Origin of the sequence: Furfurilactobacillus cerevisiae, assembly GCF_048961765.1 — a bacterium.
Classification (GTDB): domain Bacteria; phylum Bacillota; class Bacilli; order Lactobacillales; family Lactobacillaceae; genus Furfurilactobacillus; species Furfurilactobacillus milii_A.
In genome coordinates, this window is record NZ_CP185253.1 from 589,170 (window position 1) to 606,999 (window position 17,830).

A 17,830-nucleotide genomic window follows, 5' to 3' on the forward strand; every position below is an offset into this window, starting at 1 on the left:
GCAAACAGGTCTATTTTTGGTTAAACTTAAAGGTAATGCCGATAGTTTCGTGTTTTACGAACGGTTAAGGCAATAGGCAAATGTTTATTAAGAAGTAGATTGTAAAATTAATCCGAACGCTGTTCGGACAAAAAAGATCAGCTTCCTTTAAAATGGTGTTTACAACAAACCCATCTTTTAGGAGCTGATCTTTTGTCTAGTATAACCTATTCCGAACGAATTAAAATCGAAACCTTTTGTGAACTAGGGCTGTCCAATATCCAAATGGGCGTTCGGCTGAACCGATCACCGTCAACAATTTCTTATGAATTATCTCGATGTCAACCTTATCAGGCTGAATTAGCACAAACAGATGCCGAATACAAGCGATCACGATGTGGTCGGAAAACTAAGCTGAGCGATGAGTTAAAGCAAACAATTCTCAACCATTTACATCTAAGCTGGTCACCAGGAATGATTGCTCACGAATTTAAACTAGCGACTAAATCTATTTATAATTGGCTAAATCAGGGGAGAATTGGTTTCTCCTTGAATGATCTACCTGAACATGGCGTACGCCAACGGCGTAACGTTGACCAACGATCCAAATATAATCAATCTTTGGGGCGATCGATTGAACAGCGTCCCATGATGATTAATCAACGTAATCGCATCGGTGATTTTGAACTAGATACCGTCGTTGGCCCTCGTGGGCATAGTAAGGCAGTTTTATTAACTTTAATCGATCGCAAATCACGGTTCCTTTGGGCATATCGGTTAAAGGACCGAACGACAGCGAGTGTTAATGAAGCACTGACTAAGTTCCTAACAACTTTTAATGGACCGGTGCACAGTTTTACTGTGGACCGTGGTACTGAGTTTAGTGGGCTAGTATCATTTGAATCACAATATGGTATTAAGACCTATTACTGTCATGCTTATACGCCAGCTGAACGTGGTAGTAATGAACGCTTTAATCGGAATTTACGTTATTTTTATCCTAAGGGGACTCGTTTTGAGCACATTAGTGCTCAAGATTTAACGACGACGTTACTCCAAATTAACCAGAGACCGCTTAAAATACTTGACTGGAAAACACCGTATCAGGTTATGCTGACCAATTTGTCCAAAAATTCGGATTAAATTTGCAATCTACCTATTTTTATCCTAAGGGGACTCGTTTTGAGCACATTAGTGCTCAAGATTTAACGACGACGTTACTCCAAATTAACCAGAGACCGCTTAAAATACTTGACTGGAAAACACCGTATCAGGTTATGCTGACCAATTTGTCCAAAAATTCGGATTAAATTTGCAATCTACCAGAGAGTGAACTTGCAAATAACTAAGTAAGTGCACGGTTAAGAGAGGATAAACTGACATGAATATTTGGGCGAACTATATTGCCAGTTGGCAACAAATTTTTAATTATCGCGGTAAGACACGCCGACGTGATTTCTGGGCCGCCATTATTGGCATGGTGGTTGCCAGTATCGTGGTTAGTACAATCTTATCAGGTGCAACGGGATTGAGTGACGGAATTGCGCTTCCGGCCCACTGGTTGGAAAACTTCTTCTTTCTGGCTCAGTTTTTACAATATTTAAGTATGTCGGTTCGTCGGTTACATAGTTTAAGTTTGTCTGGTCACTATCAGTGGTTGATGCTGGTTCCTGGTGTGCACATGATTGTTTTACACGCATTACCAGAAGTTGAAAAAGACCCACGTGCGCCATGGTACAACATGATGAGCGTCGATAACGGCCCAGCAAGTTTAGAGGTTAACCATCGCGGACATGTAAGCGGCATTTTGAGTAATGCTTTTGGGTACACATGGCGTAATATGTTTAATTTTCACGACACAGTGTCACGAGGCAACTACCTATGGGCGAGAGTGACATGGAGTATTTTCAGCTTGATTGCAGGCGCTTTGCTTTCTCTGACCATCTTTTTAATTGTCGCCGTGCGCATTTTTGTTTCATTACTCGTAAACCGTGGGAATACGCTGCAATTAAATCCAAGCATACAATCACCGACGTTTGATCCAAGTGTGCTGAACGGATTGGGTCTTTTCATTATTCCAGTTGGTCTAGTAGTCGGTTTCTTGATTGTATTTCCAATCGTTTCACTAACGGCACGACGCTTACACGATCAAGAATTAAGTGCTTGGTGGGTGTTCTTATACTTGGCCGGTTCTGTTGGAAGTTTGATCTTACTCTTGTTGTCACTACTGCCGGCTAAGGACGGTCAAACGAAATATCCCGCCGCAGATGGGCGCCCAGCAGTGCCTACTGCTAGTATCGATAGCCGCGCTGAAAGTGAACAAACGGCTAGTGGTTCGGCGGCTCTTTCACAGGCTTCAGTAGAGGTCTTTTATCCACAGTCTGCCACAAGTGCGGCGCAAGTTGAAGTTTTCTATCCACAACCATCGACCGTTGCTTCTAGTGAGTCCACAGCCACAAGTGAAACTAGCGTGCCATCAAGCGATACATCCGAGGATCGTGATGATCATGTCTAAGCGTCGACATAAATCGTGGCTGACCATGGTCACTTTAACGGCTCTCGCTACGTTACTCGTAATTGTTTCGGCATGTGGTCGTTCAACACAAAGGGTCAGTGCACCAGCGACAAAACCAACCAACATTAATTTTGCTGTTGGTCAGTCGGTGGACGCCTTACCGCTCTATGTGGCGGAAGAGCGCGGTTATTTCACGCAGGCCAAATTGCGCGTGACTTTGACTAATGTTTCGGCGGCTGACGATCGGGTCAGCGGCATCAGCACGCATCAGTTTGAAGGCGCCATTAGTGGCTTGCCAGAGCTAATGATGACTAGTGGTACACACCCGACGAGTCAGGTAGTTGGCAACGCCACGAATTACACGGCGTTGATGACGACGGATGATAACGTGACTAAATTGAAACAACTGAAAAATAAAACAGTCGGGACATTGGCCAATTCAACGCAAGCTTATGCGACGGATCTGCTTCTAGCACAGGCTAAATTAACGGATAAGAACGTCACGTTGAAAACGACTGGTAGTGAAACTGAGCTGATGAGTGCCGCTAATAACCATACTGCGAGTGCAGTTAGCTTAACAGATCCCAATGCAAGCTTGTTGCGACGGCAAGGGGCACGAACGCTGGCCCAGACGACTGCCGATCAGGCCGATACCGGAATTGTGTTTGGTAATAGCATGTTGAAAAATCATGAGGCGGCGGTTCAAGGATTCATGCGGGCTTATAATCAAGCGGTGGATTACATCAATGCACATCCCAGCACCATGGATTATCAAGAGATTTTGGTTACCAAGCTCGGTTATCCAGGGGATGGTCTAAACGCTTTGGCACTGCCACATTTTGCCACAGCAACGACCGTCAGCAACCAATCCATCGGCAATGTGCGCAGTTGGTTATTAGCTAAGAACCAAGGACTACGATTAGCGACTGTTGGGCGTTATCGTTCGACCTTATTAGCTGACAAATAAAAGTGTGCTTGGCACACAACGAACGAGGAAAACTATGTTAATGAAAGTTTTGAATTTCATCACAACGTTTGCCGTGGCAATATACGGTATTTGGATTATTATTGCGGCACAACGAAAGAAGACCCGCCCTTCACGTGAATATCAATTATGGCTGTTAGTCGGCGGTATTTTCATCTTGTGTCAGGTTTTATTTAGTGACAATCGCCTGTTAGGCGCCGCACTGCTGTTTGTGGGGTGTGTCGTGGTATCGACAGTCTATTATCTGATTGACCGCAAACAGCATGATACGATTAACTGGCGGTCCCATGTTTTGCGCGGTTTACTCGAGCTTGTATTGGTCGTGTGGGCAGCGTTTGTTGGATAGTGGCATAATGAGATCAATTAGTTTGGAACAACAAAGTGAGAATGATTGGGAGCAAACTTAAATGAGTAAAAGTGTCTTGATTACTGGTGCGACTCGCGGTATTGGGTTGGCACTGGCACAGAAGTATGTTGAAGATGGTGACTTGGTTCTGGTGGGAACCCGGGACCTAAATCGTGGGTTGGATGTTGTCGACGAATTACGGGCCGATGGCGGTCAGGCACGGTTATTGCAGATTGATTTGATGGATCATGGCAGTGTTATGCAAGCGGGGCAGTGGATTGGTGAGCAGTTTGGCAAACTGGATTTGTTGATTAACAACGCTGGCGTGTTTGACGATCACGATATCCAGGCCAGTCATGAAGACTCCGAAAGCCTTCATCAAACATTCGATGTGAACGTTCTGGGGACCTATTTAGTTACGCAACAGATGCTACCTTGGCTCAAGGCAGCTGATGATGGCATGGTGATTAGCATGTCAGACGAACTGGCAACGTTTGCTAATTTTGCTGCCAGCACGCCAACAACTGGATTAGGGCAACGGATTTCCCGAATGGGTGTCAATGCGATGACGGTTTTGCTTCAAAATGAACTTCAAGGTGAGGTTCATTTCCGTGCGGTGACCCCAGGACCAATTGCCAGCAACCCAGCACGAAAGGGTGCGCCGGTTGCAACCGCCGTTGATTTAATTCAAAAAATTGATCAACATAAGGAATCCGATTGGGACGGCAAGCTTATTGGCGCTGACGGTGTCTTACCATTTTAAAGTCTGTTTGTAACTGATTGAGGTGATGAGGATGCCAAAACACAGTCGGTTATGGTATCAAATTCGCAATGCACGTCACGCTGGTGAAGGTGAACTGCCTGGCGATAAGTGGCGCACGACAAACGCATATGTATTAGCAACAGCGTATTACCAAACGTTGATGGCGTTATCAAAAGCGGATTTAGCTACCCTTATAGATGTGTATCCGGAAATGATTCCGACCATTGTTGATGGTCACGCAGTTAATGTCGATGGGGCCTATTTATCCATGGACGAATGGCAGGCATTAGCAACCGCACTAGAACAGAAAGCGCGCGCTGCTGGGGTGGCACTGTACAAAACTGTTTAACCATTCTGGATGCAAAATAACAATTGATTTAAAGATAGAAAACGTGGCGTTTATTTTATGCCACGTTTTTTGTGTAGAACGGGTTGAGTCGTTTCAGGTCAGACGCTAGTTGTTTCATTGTCGATAACCGTAAAGATCCGTGCCTGTGATCATGGTAAAGTAACTTATTGAACGGCCTTCACGTCGCATTCGGCATAACAAAATGAATTTAAAATAAGTATCTTTGTAAGCGATTACAAAACGTGTAAAATTAAAAGCATAAGACTGTTAATATTTGATTGACTTATAGGGGGTTGTTGTCAATGAGCATCACAGTAACGGGGCACGATTTTAATTTGCAAACAATGCATACCAGCTATTTGATGGGAGTGTTGGAAAACGGTGAAATAGGCCAGTATTATTACGGACCGCGACTAGGTGACGAGGTGAATTTCGCGGATTTTCGTCATCGCGAATTTCGTTCCATCACACCGACACTGACGGCGGAACAGCCTGAAGTTACGCTGAGTATGATTAAGCAAGAATATCCAAGCTACGGTCACGGCGATTTTCGGTATCCTGCCTATCAGGTCACCTACGATAATGGCGCTCGCATTTCTGAATTTGCCTACCAAGATTATGACATTATTGATGGGAAACCAAAATTAGGCACCTTGCCATCTGCCAGCGCTGACGTCGATGACAAGCACGTTCAGACGTTGCGAATTCATTTACTTGAACGGCAGAGCGGTTTGCAAATGACCTTGAATTACAGCGTGTTCGAAGACGAGGACGTAATTGTGCGAAGCACGACATTTGAAAACAAGGGGACATCGACGGTCAAACTCGATGCGGCATTAAGTGCGAGCGTTGATTTTTCTGACGATCAGTATGACATGATTCAATTGTCTGGTGCGTGGGCGCGGGAACGTCATCTGTATCGGCGACCACTAACGCGTGGTGTGCAAGCAATCAGCAGTACTCGAGATGCCAGCAGTGCGCAACAAAGTCCGTTTTTAGCACTTGCCCGTAAACAGACCACGGATCAAAACGGCGACGTTTATGGCTTTAATTTGGTTTATAGTGGTAATTTCTTAGCGCAGGTCGAAGTCGATTCCTATAACGTCACGCGGATGACGATGGGCATTAATCCGTTTGAATTCGGCTGGCAACTCAAAGCACATACGCAATTTCAAACGCCTGAGGTAATGATGACATTTGCCAGTGACGGTCTTAACGGCATGAGTCATCAATTTCAACGCTTCTTAACCAATCATTTGATCTCAAAACGGTGGGTCAAAGAACCACGGCCAATTCTCATTAACAATTGGGAGGCAACCTATTTCGATTTCAATGAGCAAAAACTTTTAGCTATTGCGAAATCGGCAAAGTCGTTGGGAATTGAACTGTTTGTGCTCGATGACGGTTGGTTTGGCAAACGAAACGATGACAAGACTTCCTTAGGCGATTGGCAAGTCAACCTTGCCAAGCTGCCAAACGGATTAAGTGGGTTGGCCAATAAAATTCACGATTTGGGCCTTCAATTTGGTCTATGGTTTGAACCGGAAATGATTTCTAAGGAAAGTAAGCTATATGCGGCTCATCCAGATTGGACCATTCATGTGCCGGATCGGCGAATGACACCGGCCCGCAACCAGTTTGTGCTCGACTTCTCTCGTCAGGAAGTAATCGATTATCTGTTTGACCAAATGGCGGCGGCAATTCGTGAGACGCACCTCGACTATATTAAGTGGGATATGAACCGCCACATTACTGAAATGTTTAGTTTGGCGCTGTCAGCGGACCAACAGGAAGAACTCCCTCACCGCTACATTCTTGGCGTCTACCAATTGTATGAACGGTTGACGTCGGCATTTCCTGATGTCCTGTTTGAATCCTGTTCGTCTGGCGGTGGCCGTTTTGACGCTGGTATGTTGTACTATGCGCCACAAACATGGACGAGTGATGATACAGATGCCATTGAACGACTCAAAATTCAGTGGGGCACTTCAATGATCTATCCGTTGAGTACGATGGGGGCCCACGTTTCTGCTGTACCAAACCATCAGGATCGCCGCGTGACCTCACTGGCAACCCGTGCAGCTGTTGCTTACTTTGGTGTACTTGGCTATGAACTGGATATTAGTAAAATGAGTCCGGCTGAAAAGGCGACTGTGGTTGATCAGATCAAGTTTTATAAACGGTACCGGCTACTATTCCAGCAAGGCACGTTCATCCGTTTACAGAGTCCGTATGCTGGCGACGGTAACGTGACATCTTGGATGGTTGTCAGTGACGATCAAAAGACGGCTATTGCAGGGCGTTATCAAGTTTTGGCAGAGCCTAACCCAGCCTACCGTCGCTTGAAGTTTGCCGGCTTGAATCCTGATTTTCAATATACAGTAGACGGCTTTGAGGGTGAATTTTCAGGCCGCCAATTGATGAACGCCGGGATTTTTATTCCAGAATTATTTGCGGAACGCGGTGATAATCGTGATCAAACTTTCGATTTTCACGCGGATCTATACGTTGTACATGCTAAATAAATGAGTCAATTGAGAAATTACTGGAGGGATCAAATGTCCGTTTGAGCACTGTTTTAACCCGAGGGGGCGGTATTGATGATTCGAAAACAATCGTGGGTAGCCAAGTTTGCTTTATTGTCGATTTCGTTAGTCTTAACTTCCGCATATGTGATTTCAGTTAGTTTGCCAGCCATGGAAAAGGCGTTCCCAAACGTTAGTCAGGCGTCAATCGAATTATTAGCAACATTGCCAGCGTTTTCCGTCATGATTATGGTATTGCTGAGTGGATCGATTGCCGCCAAAATTGGCAATAAGAGTACGACCTTGATCGGTCTAATTATTGCTGGTGCGGCGGGGATTGTGCCAGCATTCTCGAATAGTTATCCTGTGATTTTTGGATCACGTTTAGTGCTAGGCGTTGGTTTGGGGATGTTCAATTCATTGGCTGTTAGTATGATCGGGTTTATGTACGATGGAAAAACAAAGGCCAATTTGATGGGCTTTCGCAGTGCATTTGAAAACCTGGGTCAATCATTGTTGATTTTTATCGCCAGTTATTTAATTTCGATTAGTTGGCATGCCACGTTTTGGGTTTATGCAGCGGCCTTTATCGTTGCGATATTCTTTTACGTAGTGGTCCCTGAACCACAAAACCCGCAGGCAGTTTCAGCTAAACAACAAGGTGACAAGATTCATCAACACATTAACCGGCAAGTCGTTGGCCTAGCCATCTTTTTCTTCTTTTTGTTGATGATCCACATTGCCATTCTTGTTCACTTGCCGTTTATTGTCACCGGTGTCGGTTATGGCACCGCTGGTCAGGCGGGACTTATCACCGGCTCCATGACGATTATTGGCGTCCTCGCTGCCATTTCATACGGGCAGATTTACAAGGCGTTGAGTCGTTATATTTTACCGATTGGGTTAGCCTGTTTGAGCATCGGCGTGCTGGTCATGGCAATTTCACACACATTCTGGCTAACATTATTCGGTGCTTGGGTGTTTGGAATTGCATATCCATTAATTGCCGCGCACATGTTCAATAGTGTTTCAACAGTTTCATCGCCAAACTCCGAAACGTTGACTGCAGCCGTATTGCTAGTAGGCACTAATTCAGGCGCCTTGCTCGCGCCATATGGCATCAAGGTACTGAGTGCAATTACACATGATTCGGTGGGGACGAAGACATTCTTTTTACTTGGGTCGCTCTTAGTCGTGATAACGATTGGCGCGTTTGCGATTGCAATAACGGCGAGTCATCGTCGTCAAACTTCTTCCAGAACATCGCGTTAAACCAATTAAAGGATCTCCATTGAGCCTTCTAAACGCTGACATGACAGGTGTCTAGGATTCTTAGCCCAGTAATGAACACGGATTACTGGGCTTTTTTAGCGGCCGAGAATACACTAATCTCACGATAAGAAAAATAGTGAGGGGATGTTTACAATGCTCAAAAATAAATGGGTCCAATTGTTGGCACCAGTTTTAGTCCTTTGGCTGGTATTGGGAATTTCAAAATTTGCGGCAAGCCCGCATTCGATTGTGGGAGCGACGATGTGGGAAGTCATCCTTTTAGCTGGTCCACTATTACTGAATCTGGGGTGGCTAAATCAACCGATTGGACTGACATCGACTCTTTCGCCGCATAAATTAATGTGGATCAACTGGTATGGTATTTTTCGCGCTTTGCTGGCAATCGTGGTGATTGGGTTTGCAATCAGAGATGGTCGCGTCACTGCTGTTTTAAGTGCTTTTGTTTTAGCGATGTTTGTGGGTCTCACTGAAGAATACATTTTTCGCGGTATGCTATTGCCGTTGGCCATTAGAGCTTTTTCTGGAAAACATCAAATCTTTTTTGGCGTAATGGTTAGCAGTATATTATTTGGTTCGACGCACCTTTTCAATTTAACGCAACAATCATGGCTGGCAACATCAGAACAAATGCTTACTGCGACAGCTGTAGGCGCCCTTTTTGCGGCAATATATCTGAGAACAGGAAATCTTTGGTTTGCCATCGTAACGCATGCGTTACAAGACTTTCCGGGCATAGCAGGTCCCAGTCATGGCATGCAACTGGAGACGACAGTTGTTCCTGTAATAATTGTTACTTGTCAAGGGCAGTTTAAAAATGTAGGTTTTCGGCAGAAAGAAATGTAGGTTTTCGGCAGTTACTTGAGGCCACGTAATCGGTAAGATTTACCAGTGATCTTCACTACGTGAACATGATGAACCAAGCGATCGAGAATGGCTGCTGTCACAGTTGGGTTCTGGAAAATATCAACCCAAGCGGATAGATCACTATTGCTGGTAATGATCGTTGAATGCTTTTCATAGCGGGCATTGACTAGCTGAAATAAGAGGTTAGCTTCTTGGTGACCAATTGGCAAATACCCAATTTCATCAATAATTAATAGGTCATAGCGCGAATAGCGGCTTAGAGATCGATCAAGCAGTCCTTTTTCGTAAGCTGCTCTCAATCTAATCAACAGCTCATGACAATTAATAAAGAGAACCCGACAGCCCTGTTTACAGGCCTCAATCCCAATACTAATTGCCAAGTGGGTTTTACCGACTCCCGGATTGCCAATAAAGATTAAGTTTTCAGACTTTTCCATAAAAGCCAGATTCTGGAATTCCAGAACCTCTTGGCGATTCATACTGGGTTGAAAGCTAAAATCAAATGTATCTAGGGATTTTGTATTGGGGAACCGAGCACGGCCAATGGCCCGTGCAATCTGACCTTCGTGTCGATTCTGGAGTTCCGAATTAGTTAAATCAATTAGCGCCTCAGTTAATGACAGATTATCAGTGTGAATTTGATCAAGGTAATTCGGCAAGTATTCACGGATTTTGTTTAACCCTAAGCGCTCAAGATTATTTAAAAGAATTTGATTATTAGTGGTCATGGTAGCCTCCTATAAGTTGTCGTAATCAGTCATATGTTCACGAATGTAAGCTGAAATGTCTTCATCTGTCCGCCCTTTAAGCAAATCAGATTTGAGGATATTGAACTGATCTTGGGGGTCATAATTCAGCGAATTGGTAGTTATGGAGTGCGTACGAATTTCTTCTCCGTTATAATAAATGTGAATGCGCTGCTCATCATTGGAGATTTCAACAGCAACCGTACAACCAATGTATCGCGGATCTACTGAGTACTTACATTTGCGGAAATTGATCATGGCCTCCTTCGAAACGACACGGGTAATGTTTTCTTCGAAGTATGGTTCAAGGAGATTAACTGGAACGCGATGAAGGTACTCTTTTTCTTCGTCTAACCATTTCAGGTACGGGACTTCGTCCGTGGCCTGCGAAGTTTCATGATTTAGATCATCTCGGAGCATATGAACTAGTTCGATTAGCTCAGTTCCATCAGCAAATTCAGTATTGTATGGCCGTAAACGTTCAACCGTGCGAGCAAGGGCTTCAACTGCACCTTTAGTTTGTGGTCTGAATGGTCGACAAGCAATTGGTGTGAAACCGGCATCTTTACAGAATTCGTGGAACCGTTCGTTAAAGACAGCGTGGCCAAACTGGGATTTTGTATGATCCACAACGGTTTTCATATTATCAAACCAGATTTCCGTCGGAATACCTCCGGTATGAAGGAAAGCGTCGTGTAAGCAAGAAAAGAGGGTATCTTGGCTCCGATCAAAGGTTAGTGTCATATATTTGAGTTTTGAATAAGGCAATACATACAAGAAAATATTGAATTTAAACAGCTCACCCTCGCTGCTCACTAGGGCCATTTCTTCTTTCCAGTCAACTTGAGCAGAGAGACCAGGGGAATGTTCAATCCGAATGGTAGCTTTCTTAACTCGTTCTCGGCGGGTTTGGCGACAATAATCTTTCACGAGGGTATAGCTGCCGGTAAAGCCCTTCTTCTGGATAAATTTAAAAATTGAAGCAGCCGAACAATTTAGTTCAAGCTTTGAATCGATGGTTTGCTTGAATGGATCCAGTAAACTTGGCCGTTTCGGTCGACCACTTGGTCGGCCCTTAAGTCCAGCTTTGACTTCCTCATAGGCTTTCTTAACGGTTCGATAATCAACATTATATTGCCGGGCAATCTCGGCGAAGTTAGGCTTAATATTTTCAGTCACGTAAATCGTCACTCCTTCTCTTAAATCACGTCTCACATCAAATTCCTCCTACACTCTGATGTGATTCATGATACAAAAAATGTAGGAAAACCAACAGTTCTAACCTGCCGTTTTCCTACATTTTACGGGTGCCTTTTACACAATTTCTTATGAATTATCTCGATGTCAACCTTATCAGGCTGAATTAGCACAAACAGATGCCGAATACAAGCGATCACGATGTGGTCGGAAAACTAAGCTGAGCGATGAGTTAAAGCAAACAATTCTCAACCATTTACATCTAAGCTGGTCACCAGGAATGATTGCTCACGAATTTAAACTAGCGACTAAATCTATTTATAATTGGCTAAATCAGGGGAGAATTGGTTTCTCCTTGAATGATCTACCTGAACATGGCGTACGCCAACGGCGTAACGTTGACCAACGATCCAAATATAATCAATCTTTGGGGCGATCGATTGAACAGCGTCCCATGATGATTAATCAACGTAATCGCATCGGTGATTTTGAACTAGATACCGTCGTTGGCCCTCGTGGGCATAGTAAGGCAGTTTTATTAACTTTAATCGATCGCAAATCACGGTTCCTTTGGGCATATCGGTTAAAGGACCGAACGACAGCGAGTGTTAATGAAGCACTGACTAAGTTCCTAACAACTTTTAATGGACCGGTGCACAGTTTTACTGTGGACCGTGGTACTGAGTTTAGTGGGCTAGTATCATTTGAATCACAATATGGTATTAAGACCTATTACTGTCATGCTTATACGCCAGCTGAACGTGGTAGTAATGAACGCTTTAATCGGAATTTACGTTATTTTTATCCTAAGGGGACTCGTTTTGAGCACATTAGTGCTCAAGATTTAACGACGACGTTACTCCAAATTAACCAGAGACCGCTTAAAATACTTGACTGGAAAACACCGTATCAGGTTATGCTGACCAATTTGTCCAAAAATTCGGATTAAATTTGCAATCTACCATTTCACGAAGGCGTCTTAAGAAAAAAGGAAAGTTTTCTATTGATGAAGTCCGGAAAGTCTTGAAGATTTCACGTCTTATTGGTGGGCATATGTTATTTCCCAAAAATGTAGAAATAGTAAAAAAGGATACCTTTATTTCCGGTCAGGGTCGAAGCATCAATGTTAATCGGGCCAATACGATGTATGACAGACCGGATTTGTTTCTGCTGGATTTGTCAAACTACTATGAAAAGAAGCCATATCGAATTAAAGCATTTGATTGTTTTTCAGTCTTTTTAGACCTTTTTGTTAACTTCTCTGGTTTTATTAACTTTTATGACCTGAATGGGTTTGTCGATGAAAATCAGCATGTTATTAATCTATTAACAGGTACCGCTTTTAACTCATCGGCAGACTTAATTAATAATGTGGAATTAATAACTTTTCCCGAAAACAAGGTGAACGCGGAAAGGCTAGTACAACAGTCTAATAAACGAATATTTGAAAGATCCAAGTATTTAACAAATAAGTACGGACTGGCTAGGGCTTAGAAATAGTAAGTTAGTAGCAATTGTGAATTATCACAAGTTTAATCATTTTTTTAAATAATATTTTCAAATCAGAAACATATAAAATATTTCAACCAATTCGAAGCGAAGAAAACGTAAGAAATATTCTGTTAGTGAATTTAAACAGTATCCTGAATGATTAGATGAGGGGGGGTAAGATGAATGCAATTACACAAGTAGTATTGTAATTGTTTTTTGCTGTAAATATACAAAGCGTATAGAAAAAAATCCTGAATAAAGTGAGGTTCTCAGTTATCAAATAGAGACTGAGAGCTTTTTTTGTGCACTTTATCTTTATATGGTGATCAATCGTTAAGCTAAATAATTGCGAGGCTTCGAATGCGTCAGGCAAAATAGAGGTTCACAAGACTGTTCCGGAACGGTTCATAGAACCTTTCTTTACAAGTGAAAGTATGAACATTCGAAAAGAGATCTCGCTGATGTTTTATGAAATTGTCCCTTGCAAAGGACACTATCTTGTGAAAGCGGATACTTTTTCTAGCCTATTATATTAAAAGGGGTGGGGCGTTTATGCAGTTAAATGATCAGCAACAAGGTTTGATTGATATTTTGATGCGACAAAACGATTACATCACTGCCCACAAGCTTTCTGAGGTCACCAACACATCTACTAAAACGATTTATCGAAATGTCCGTAGCATTAATGATAGTTCAGAGTCTGGTGATGTCATTGAGGCAGTACGTGGAAGGGGGTATCGCCTAAATTACGATCGGTATATTTATGAACGGAATACCAGCGTGGATAATACCTTGGACTATTCACCAATCGAACGACGTAACCGGATTTTACTGGAGTTATTGTTCAACGCTCCGTTTGATTTAAATGTTGACCGCTTGTATGAGCATTATTACGTGAGTGAAACGGTGATTGAAAACGATATTTCCTTGATGAATAAGTTAGCGTTGTCGTTTGGACTGGTACTAAAGCATCGCTATCGTCGTTTATCAATAACTGGTCCCGAACCAAACATTCGTCAGGCAATTCGAAATACGATTAACAAGGGTGACCTCATGGACAAAGAAAGCATCGATGATTTTATCGACGATTTCCATGAGCTGTCATCGTTTGATGAACGGTTTTTAATCGCTCAACTTGAATACTTGGAGCGTTCATTGAAGCTAACGATTCCTTACCCGTATAACATAAATATTTTTTCGCATCTCTATATTTTGATGAGTCGTTTTCGTGAGGGGAAGGTAGTTGATGATCCGGAGCAGAATCGATTAACTACTGACCAAAAAGCGTTGACGGAGCGCAATCCTAAGTTTGCAGAAGTGGCTCGAGAAATCATCGGTAAAATTGGCCGCTATCTCAACACAACATTGCCTGCCATCGAAGATTTTTACCTGCTTCAGTACATGGTCTCAATGCGGTACGATCGTGAATTGCCGAGTACGACGCATGAAGATCAGTTGGTTGATCAACTTGTTGTGTTCTACGTTGATGGCTTTGATTTTAATGGTCGCGCCGTGGATCGAACTGCATTGGTTGCGGATTTACGGAACCATATCAAACCAATGGTCAATCGTTTGAAAAACGGCATTTCGGTAGCCAACCATTTATTGAAGGAGATTGGGTCTGAGTATCCTGAGGAGCTCGCTCAAGTTAAGCAGCTGTCCAGTGAGGCGCAAACGAAATTTGCTTTGCCAGCCGCGATTAGTGCTGACGAAAGTGGTTTTATTACCTTGTACTTTGCGAAGTATCTAGAACAGGCCAAGCCGGCCAAACGAATCCTCATCATGTGTGCCAGCGGTGTTGGGACGTCACAACTGATCCGAGTGAAAGTTCAGAAGGCCTTCCCAGACTTGGATGTGGTGGCCGTTGTTTCAAAAGACGGGTATTTAAAGCATGCTGCTGATTACGGGCACATTGACCTTATTATCACGACAGTCAACGTAACACCGGCCGAAGACACTAGTGTGGTGATGGTTAGCGCAATGTTTACCAAGGCCGATCGGGATCAGGTCGCTAATTGGATTGAACGGAGGGACAGCTGATGATTGATTCGCAAGAGCTATTTTTCATGTCACTATCACCCTCGGCCAGTTCTCTAGACACGTTTCAAACAATGGCGCAGCGATTGGTCCAGTTACAGCGTGTCAGTGATGTTGACGCGTTTACGGATTTAATCGTTAAACGCGAGGCACAGGGGATGACCATGATTGCGCCACAAATTTTGATGCCACACGCTGTGGGGTCCGTTGTTCTTAGGAACACGGTTCTAATTGGTTGGCTGCAAACGCCACAACATTGGCGGCAGCTACCGACCATCAGACTGATCGTTATGCTAGCAACGCCGACAGCCTCAGCGGCGCAAACAGATCCACAGTTCACGACATTATTGACGCGACTAGCCGACGACGAAGTGACGAAAAAGTTAGTAAAACAAAACTCATTGATTGATGTTCGAGCATTACTGCAATGAGAAGACATGAAAGGGGTAGTCGCACGTGTATTTTGATAAAGATGTGATTTTATTCGGCCAGTCGATAGCTGATCAAACCACAGCCTTAACAACGTTAGCCGATGCATTACAAGAAGCTGGCGTAGTTAAATCAAGTTTTAAAGAAGGTATTTTAAGCCGTGAAAAGCAATTTCCAACGGGATTGCTTGCACCATCGATGGGGGTAGCCATTCCACATACGGACGCGGTTCATGTGATTAAACCACAAATTGGCTTTCTTCAATTGAAGGAACCAGTTCATTTCAATCAAATGGGTGATAACGCTGATGTATCAGCCAAATTGATTTTTATGTTGGCATTAAATGATCCTGATTTGCAGTTAGCGATGCTACAACGGTTAATGGGATTATTCCAGAATGATGACCTAATGAAGAAGTTGACGACGATTAGTACTACTGCTGACTTCAAAGACATTATGAAACAAGCAGAGATTGATTAATTATTGGAGGAATTGTAATGGCAGCGTTACAGTGGTTTGTTAATTTAGGAGCGAGCGTTATGCTCCCAGTTTTATTATTTATTTTTGCACTTATTTTGCGTATCAAACCCGGTAAGGCATTTAAGGCTGGATTAACGGTCGGAGTTGGATTTGTTGGTCTGAACTTGGTCATCAGTCTGTTGACTAAAAACCTGGGACCAGCCGCTCAAGCGATGGTTAAAAACTTTGGTTTACATCTGACATCTATTGATATTGGTTGGCCTGCAGCATCTGCCATTGCCTACGGAACTGTTTTAGGTAGTTTGGCGATTCCAGTTGGTGTTATTGCAAACGTCATTTTGCTACTAGTTGGTTTGACGAAAACATTGGACGTCGATGTTTGGAATTACTGGCACATTGCCTTTACTGGTTCACTTGTCTATGTTGTGACACATGATTTTGCTTTAGGATTATTCACCATGATTGTTCATGTCATGCTGATTTACTTGTTGGCGGATTTAGCTGCGCCGACAGTTCAAAAATACTACGGGCTGGAAGGCATTTCATTTCCTCAAGGGGCCTCAGCACCTGGTTTCTTGATGGCCTTACCATTAAACTGGTTGTTTGACCGTATTCCTGGAATTAACAAGGTTAAGATCACACCGGAAACTGTCCAAAAGCGGATGGGAATCTTTGGTGATTCAACGGTGATTGGTTTGGTGATTGGACTAGTTATTGGTGCTTTAGCACATTACTCAGTTGCTAAAACTCTTCAACTCGGAGTTAACACCGCGGCTGTCTTGTTATTGATGCCGCGGATGGTTTCCTTGTTGATGGAAGGTTTGAGGTAGATTGCAAATTTAATCCGAATTTTTGGACAAATTGGTCAGCATAACCTGATACGGTGTTTTCCAGTCAAGTATTTTAAGCGGTCTCTGGTTAATTTGGAGTAACGTCGTCGTTAAATCTTGAGCACTAATGTGCTCAAAACGAGTCCCCTTAGGATAAAAATAACGTAAATTCCGATTAAAGCGTTCATTACTACCACGTTCAGCTGGCGTATAAGCATGACAGTAATAGGTCTTAATACCATATTGTGATTCAAATGATACTAGCCCACTAAACTCAGTACCACGGTCCACAGTAAAACTGTGCACCGGTCCATTAAAAGTTGTTAGGAACTTAGTCAGTGCTTCATTAACACTCGCTGTCGTTCGGTCCTTTAACCGATATGCCCAAAGGAACCGTGATTTGCGATCGATTAAAGTTAATAAAACTGCCTTACTATGCCCACGAGGGCCAACGACGGTATCTAGTTCAAAATCACCGATGCGATTACGTTGATTAATCATCATGGGACGCTGTTCAATCGATCGCCCCAAAGATTGATTATATTTGGATCGTTGGTCAACGTTACGCCGTTGGCGTACGCCATGTTCAGGTAGATCATTCAAGGAGAAACCAATTCTCCCCTGATTTAGCCAATTATAAATAGATTTAGTCGCTAGTTTAAATTCGTGAGCAATCATTCCTGGTGACCAGCTTAGATGTAAATGGTTGAGAATTGTTTGCTTTAACTCATCGCTCAGCTTAGTTTTCCGACCACATCGTGATCGCTTGTATTCGGCATCTGTTTGTGCTAATTCAGCCTGATAAGGTTGACATCGAGATAATTCATAAGAAATTGTTGACGGTGATCGGTTCAGCCGAACGCCCATTTGGATATTGGACAGCCCTAGTTCACAAAAGGTTTCGATTTTAATTCGTTCGGAATAGGTTATACTAGACAAAAGATCAGCTCCTAAAAGATGGGTTTGTTGTAAACACCATTTTAAAGGAAGCTGATCTTTTT

General features: G+C 43.2%; 16 protein-coding genes and 3 pseudogenes. 16 read left to right on the forward strand and 3 right to left on the reverse strand.

Features of this window, described 5'->3' with window-relative positions:
* The first annotated feature begins 192 nt into the window (after nucleotides 1-192).
* From ABUE36_RS02690 to ABUE36_RS02735, 10 genes and pseudogenes are all read left to right on the forward strand, one after another.
* Nucleotides 193-1,122 (forward strand): IS30-like element ISLpl1 family transposase, encoded by a 930-nt coding sequence (locus tag ABUE36_RS02690; RefSeq protein WP_096109805.1) that lies wholly within the window; start codon nucleotides 193-195, stop codon nucleotides 1,120-1,122.
* A 14-nt stretch (nucleotides 1,123-1,136) separates the two neighbouring features.
* A pseudogene (locus ABUE36_RS02695) lies at nucleotides 1,137-1,289 on the forward strand (IS30 family transposase); the annotation flags it as partial.
* Between the two features lie 71 nt (nucleotides 1,290-1,360).
* On the forward strand, nucleotides 1,361-2,494 hold the full coding sequence (locus ABUE36_RS02700; protein WP_421017101.1) for a DUF805 domain-containing protein: 1,134 nt from the start codon (nucleotides 1,361-1,363) through the stop codon (nucleotides 2,492-2,494).
* Nucleotides 2,487-3,461 carry an ABC transporter substrate-binding protein gene (locus tag ABUE36_RS02705; RefSeq protein ID WP_161002387.1) on the forward strand — a complete coding sequence of 325 codons (975 nt, stop codon included), beginning with the start codon at nucleotides 2,487-2,489 and terminating at the stop codon, nucleotides 3,459-3,461. The genes ABUE36_RS02700 and ABUE36_RS02705 overlap by 8 nt, the downstream gene beginning before the upstream one ends.
* Nucleotides 3,462-3,501: 40 nt before the next feature.
* On the forward strand, nucleotides 3,502-3,825 hold the full coding sequence (locus ABUE36_RS02710; protein WP_421017102.1) for a hypothetical protein: 324 nt from the start codon (nucleotides 3,502-3,504) through the stop codon (nucleotides 3,823-3,825).
* A gap of 61 nt (nucleotides 3,826-3,886) precedes the next feature.
* The gene (locus ABUE36_RS02715; protein ID WP_161002389.1) at nucleotides 3,887-4,588 is read left to right on the forward strand and encodes an SDR family NAD(P)-dependent oxidoreductase; all 702 of its coding nucleotides are present in this window, start codon (nucleotides 3,887-3,889) and stop codon (nucleotides 4,586-4,588) included.
* 31 nt (nucleotides 4,589-4,619) lie between these two features.
* Entirely contained in the window at nucleotides 4,620-4,937 is a 318-nt protein-coding gene (locus ABUE36_RS02720) for a hypothetical protein (protein ID WP_161002390.1), read from the forward strand.
* Between the two features lie 302 nt (nucleotides 4,938-5,239).
* Nucleotides 5,240-7,462 (forward strand): alpha-galactosidase, encoded by a 2,223-nt coding sequence (locus tag ABUE36_RS02725; RefSeq protein WP_161002391.1) that lies wholly within the window; start codon nucleotides 5,240-5,242, stop codon nucleotides 7,460-7,462.
* A gap of 75 nt (nucleotides 7,463-7,537) precedes the next feature.
* Nucleotides 7,538-8,734 (forward strand): MFS transporter, encoded by a 1,197-nt coding sequence (locus ABUE36_RS02730; protein WP_421017103.1) that lies wholly within the window; start codon nucleotides 7,538-7,540, stop codon nucleotides 8,732-8,734.
* A gap of 153 nt (nucleotides 8,735-8,887) precedes the next feature.
* On the forward strand, nucleotides 8,888-9,598 hold the full coding sequence (locus ABUE36_RS02735; protein WP_421017104.1) for a CPBP family intramembrane glutamic endopeptidase: 711 nt from the start codon (nucleotides 8,888-8,890) through the stop codon (nucleotides 9,596-9,598).
* Between the two features lie 11 nt (nucleotides 9,599-9,609).
* Here ABUE36_RS02735 and istB read toward each other — a convergent pair whose 3' ends face one another.
* Together istB and istA are read right to left on the reverse strand one after the other, a co-directional pair.
* Entirely contained in the window at nucleotides 9,610-10,347 is a 738-nt protein-coding gene (istB, locus tag ABUE36_RS02740) for an IS21-like element helper ATPase IstB (protein WP_014386885.1), read from the reverse strand.
* Between the two features lie 9 nt (nucleotides 10,348-10,356).
* Nucleotides 10,357-11,580: an IS21 family transposase gene (gene istA / locus ABUE36_RS02745; RefSeq protein WP_003555353.1), complete on the reverse strand. Its 1,224-nt coding sequence runs from the start codon at nucleotides 11,578-11,580 to the stop codon at nucleotides 10,357-10,359.
* Between the two features lie 103 nt (nucleotides 11,581-11,683).
* Between istA and ABUE36_RS02750 the strand changes: the two are divergent.
* The 6 genes and pseudogenes from ABUE36_RS02750 to ABUE36_RS02775 form a co-directional block, all read left to right on the forward strand.
* A pseudogene (locus ABUE36_RS02750) lies at nucleotides 11,684-12,511 on the forward strand (IS30 family transposase); the annotation flags it as partial.
* A gap of 2 nt (nucleotides 12,512-12,513) precedes the next feature.
* Complete coding sequence (locus ABUE36_RS02755) at nucleotides 12,514-13,056, forward strand: DUF6994 family protein (RefSeq protein WP_421017089.1); 543 nt, start codon at nucleotides 12,514-12,516, stop codon at nucleotides 13,054-13,056.
* 549 nt (nucleotides 13,057-13,605) lie between these two features.
* Nucleotides 13,606-15,093, forward strand: coding sequence for a BglG family transcription antiterminator (locus ABUE36_RS02760; protein ID WP_421017090.1), 1,488 nt, complete (start codon nucleotides 13,606-13,608; stop codon nucleotides 15,091-15,093).
* A gap of 26 nt (nucleotides 15,094-15,119) precedes the next feature.
* Nucleotides 15,120-15,521, forward strand: coding sequence for a PTS sugar transporter subunit IIA (locus ABUE36_RS02765; RefSeq protein WP_421017091.1), 402 nt, complete (start codon nucleotides 15,120-15,122; stop codon nucleotides 15,519-15,521).
* Between the two features lie 25 nt (nucleotides 15,522-15,546).
* Nucleotides 15,547-15,999, forward strand: coding sequence for a PTS sugar transporter subunit IIA (locus ABUE36_RS02770; protein ID WP_161001696.1), 453 nt, complete (start codon nucleotides 15,547-15,549; stop codon nucleotides 15,997-15,999).
* Between the two features lie 17 nt (nucleotides 16,000-16,016).
* A pseudogene (locus tag ABUE36_RS02775) lies at nucleotides 16,017-16,823 on the forward strand (PTS transporter subunit IIC); the annotation flags it as partial.
* A 15-nt stretch (nucleotides 16,824-16,838) separates the two neighbouring features.
* Here ABUE36_RS02775 and ABUE36_RS02780 read toward each other — a convergent pair.
* Entirely contained in the window at nucleotides 16,839-17,768 is a 930-nt protein-coding gene (locus ABUE36_RS02780; RefSeq protein WP_096109805.1) for an IS30-like element ISLpl1 family transposase, read from the reverse strand.
* Nucleotides 17,769-17,830: the final 62 nt, after the last annotated feature.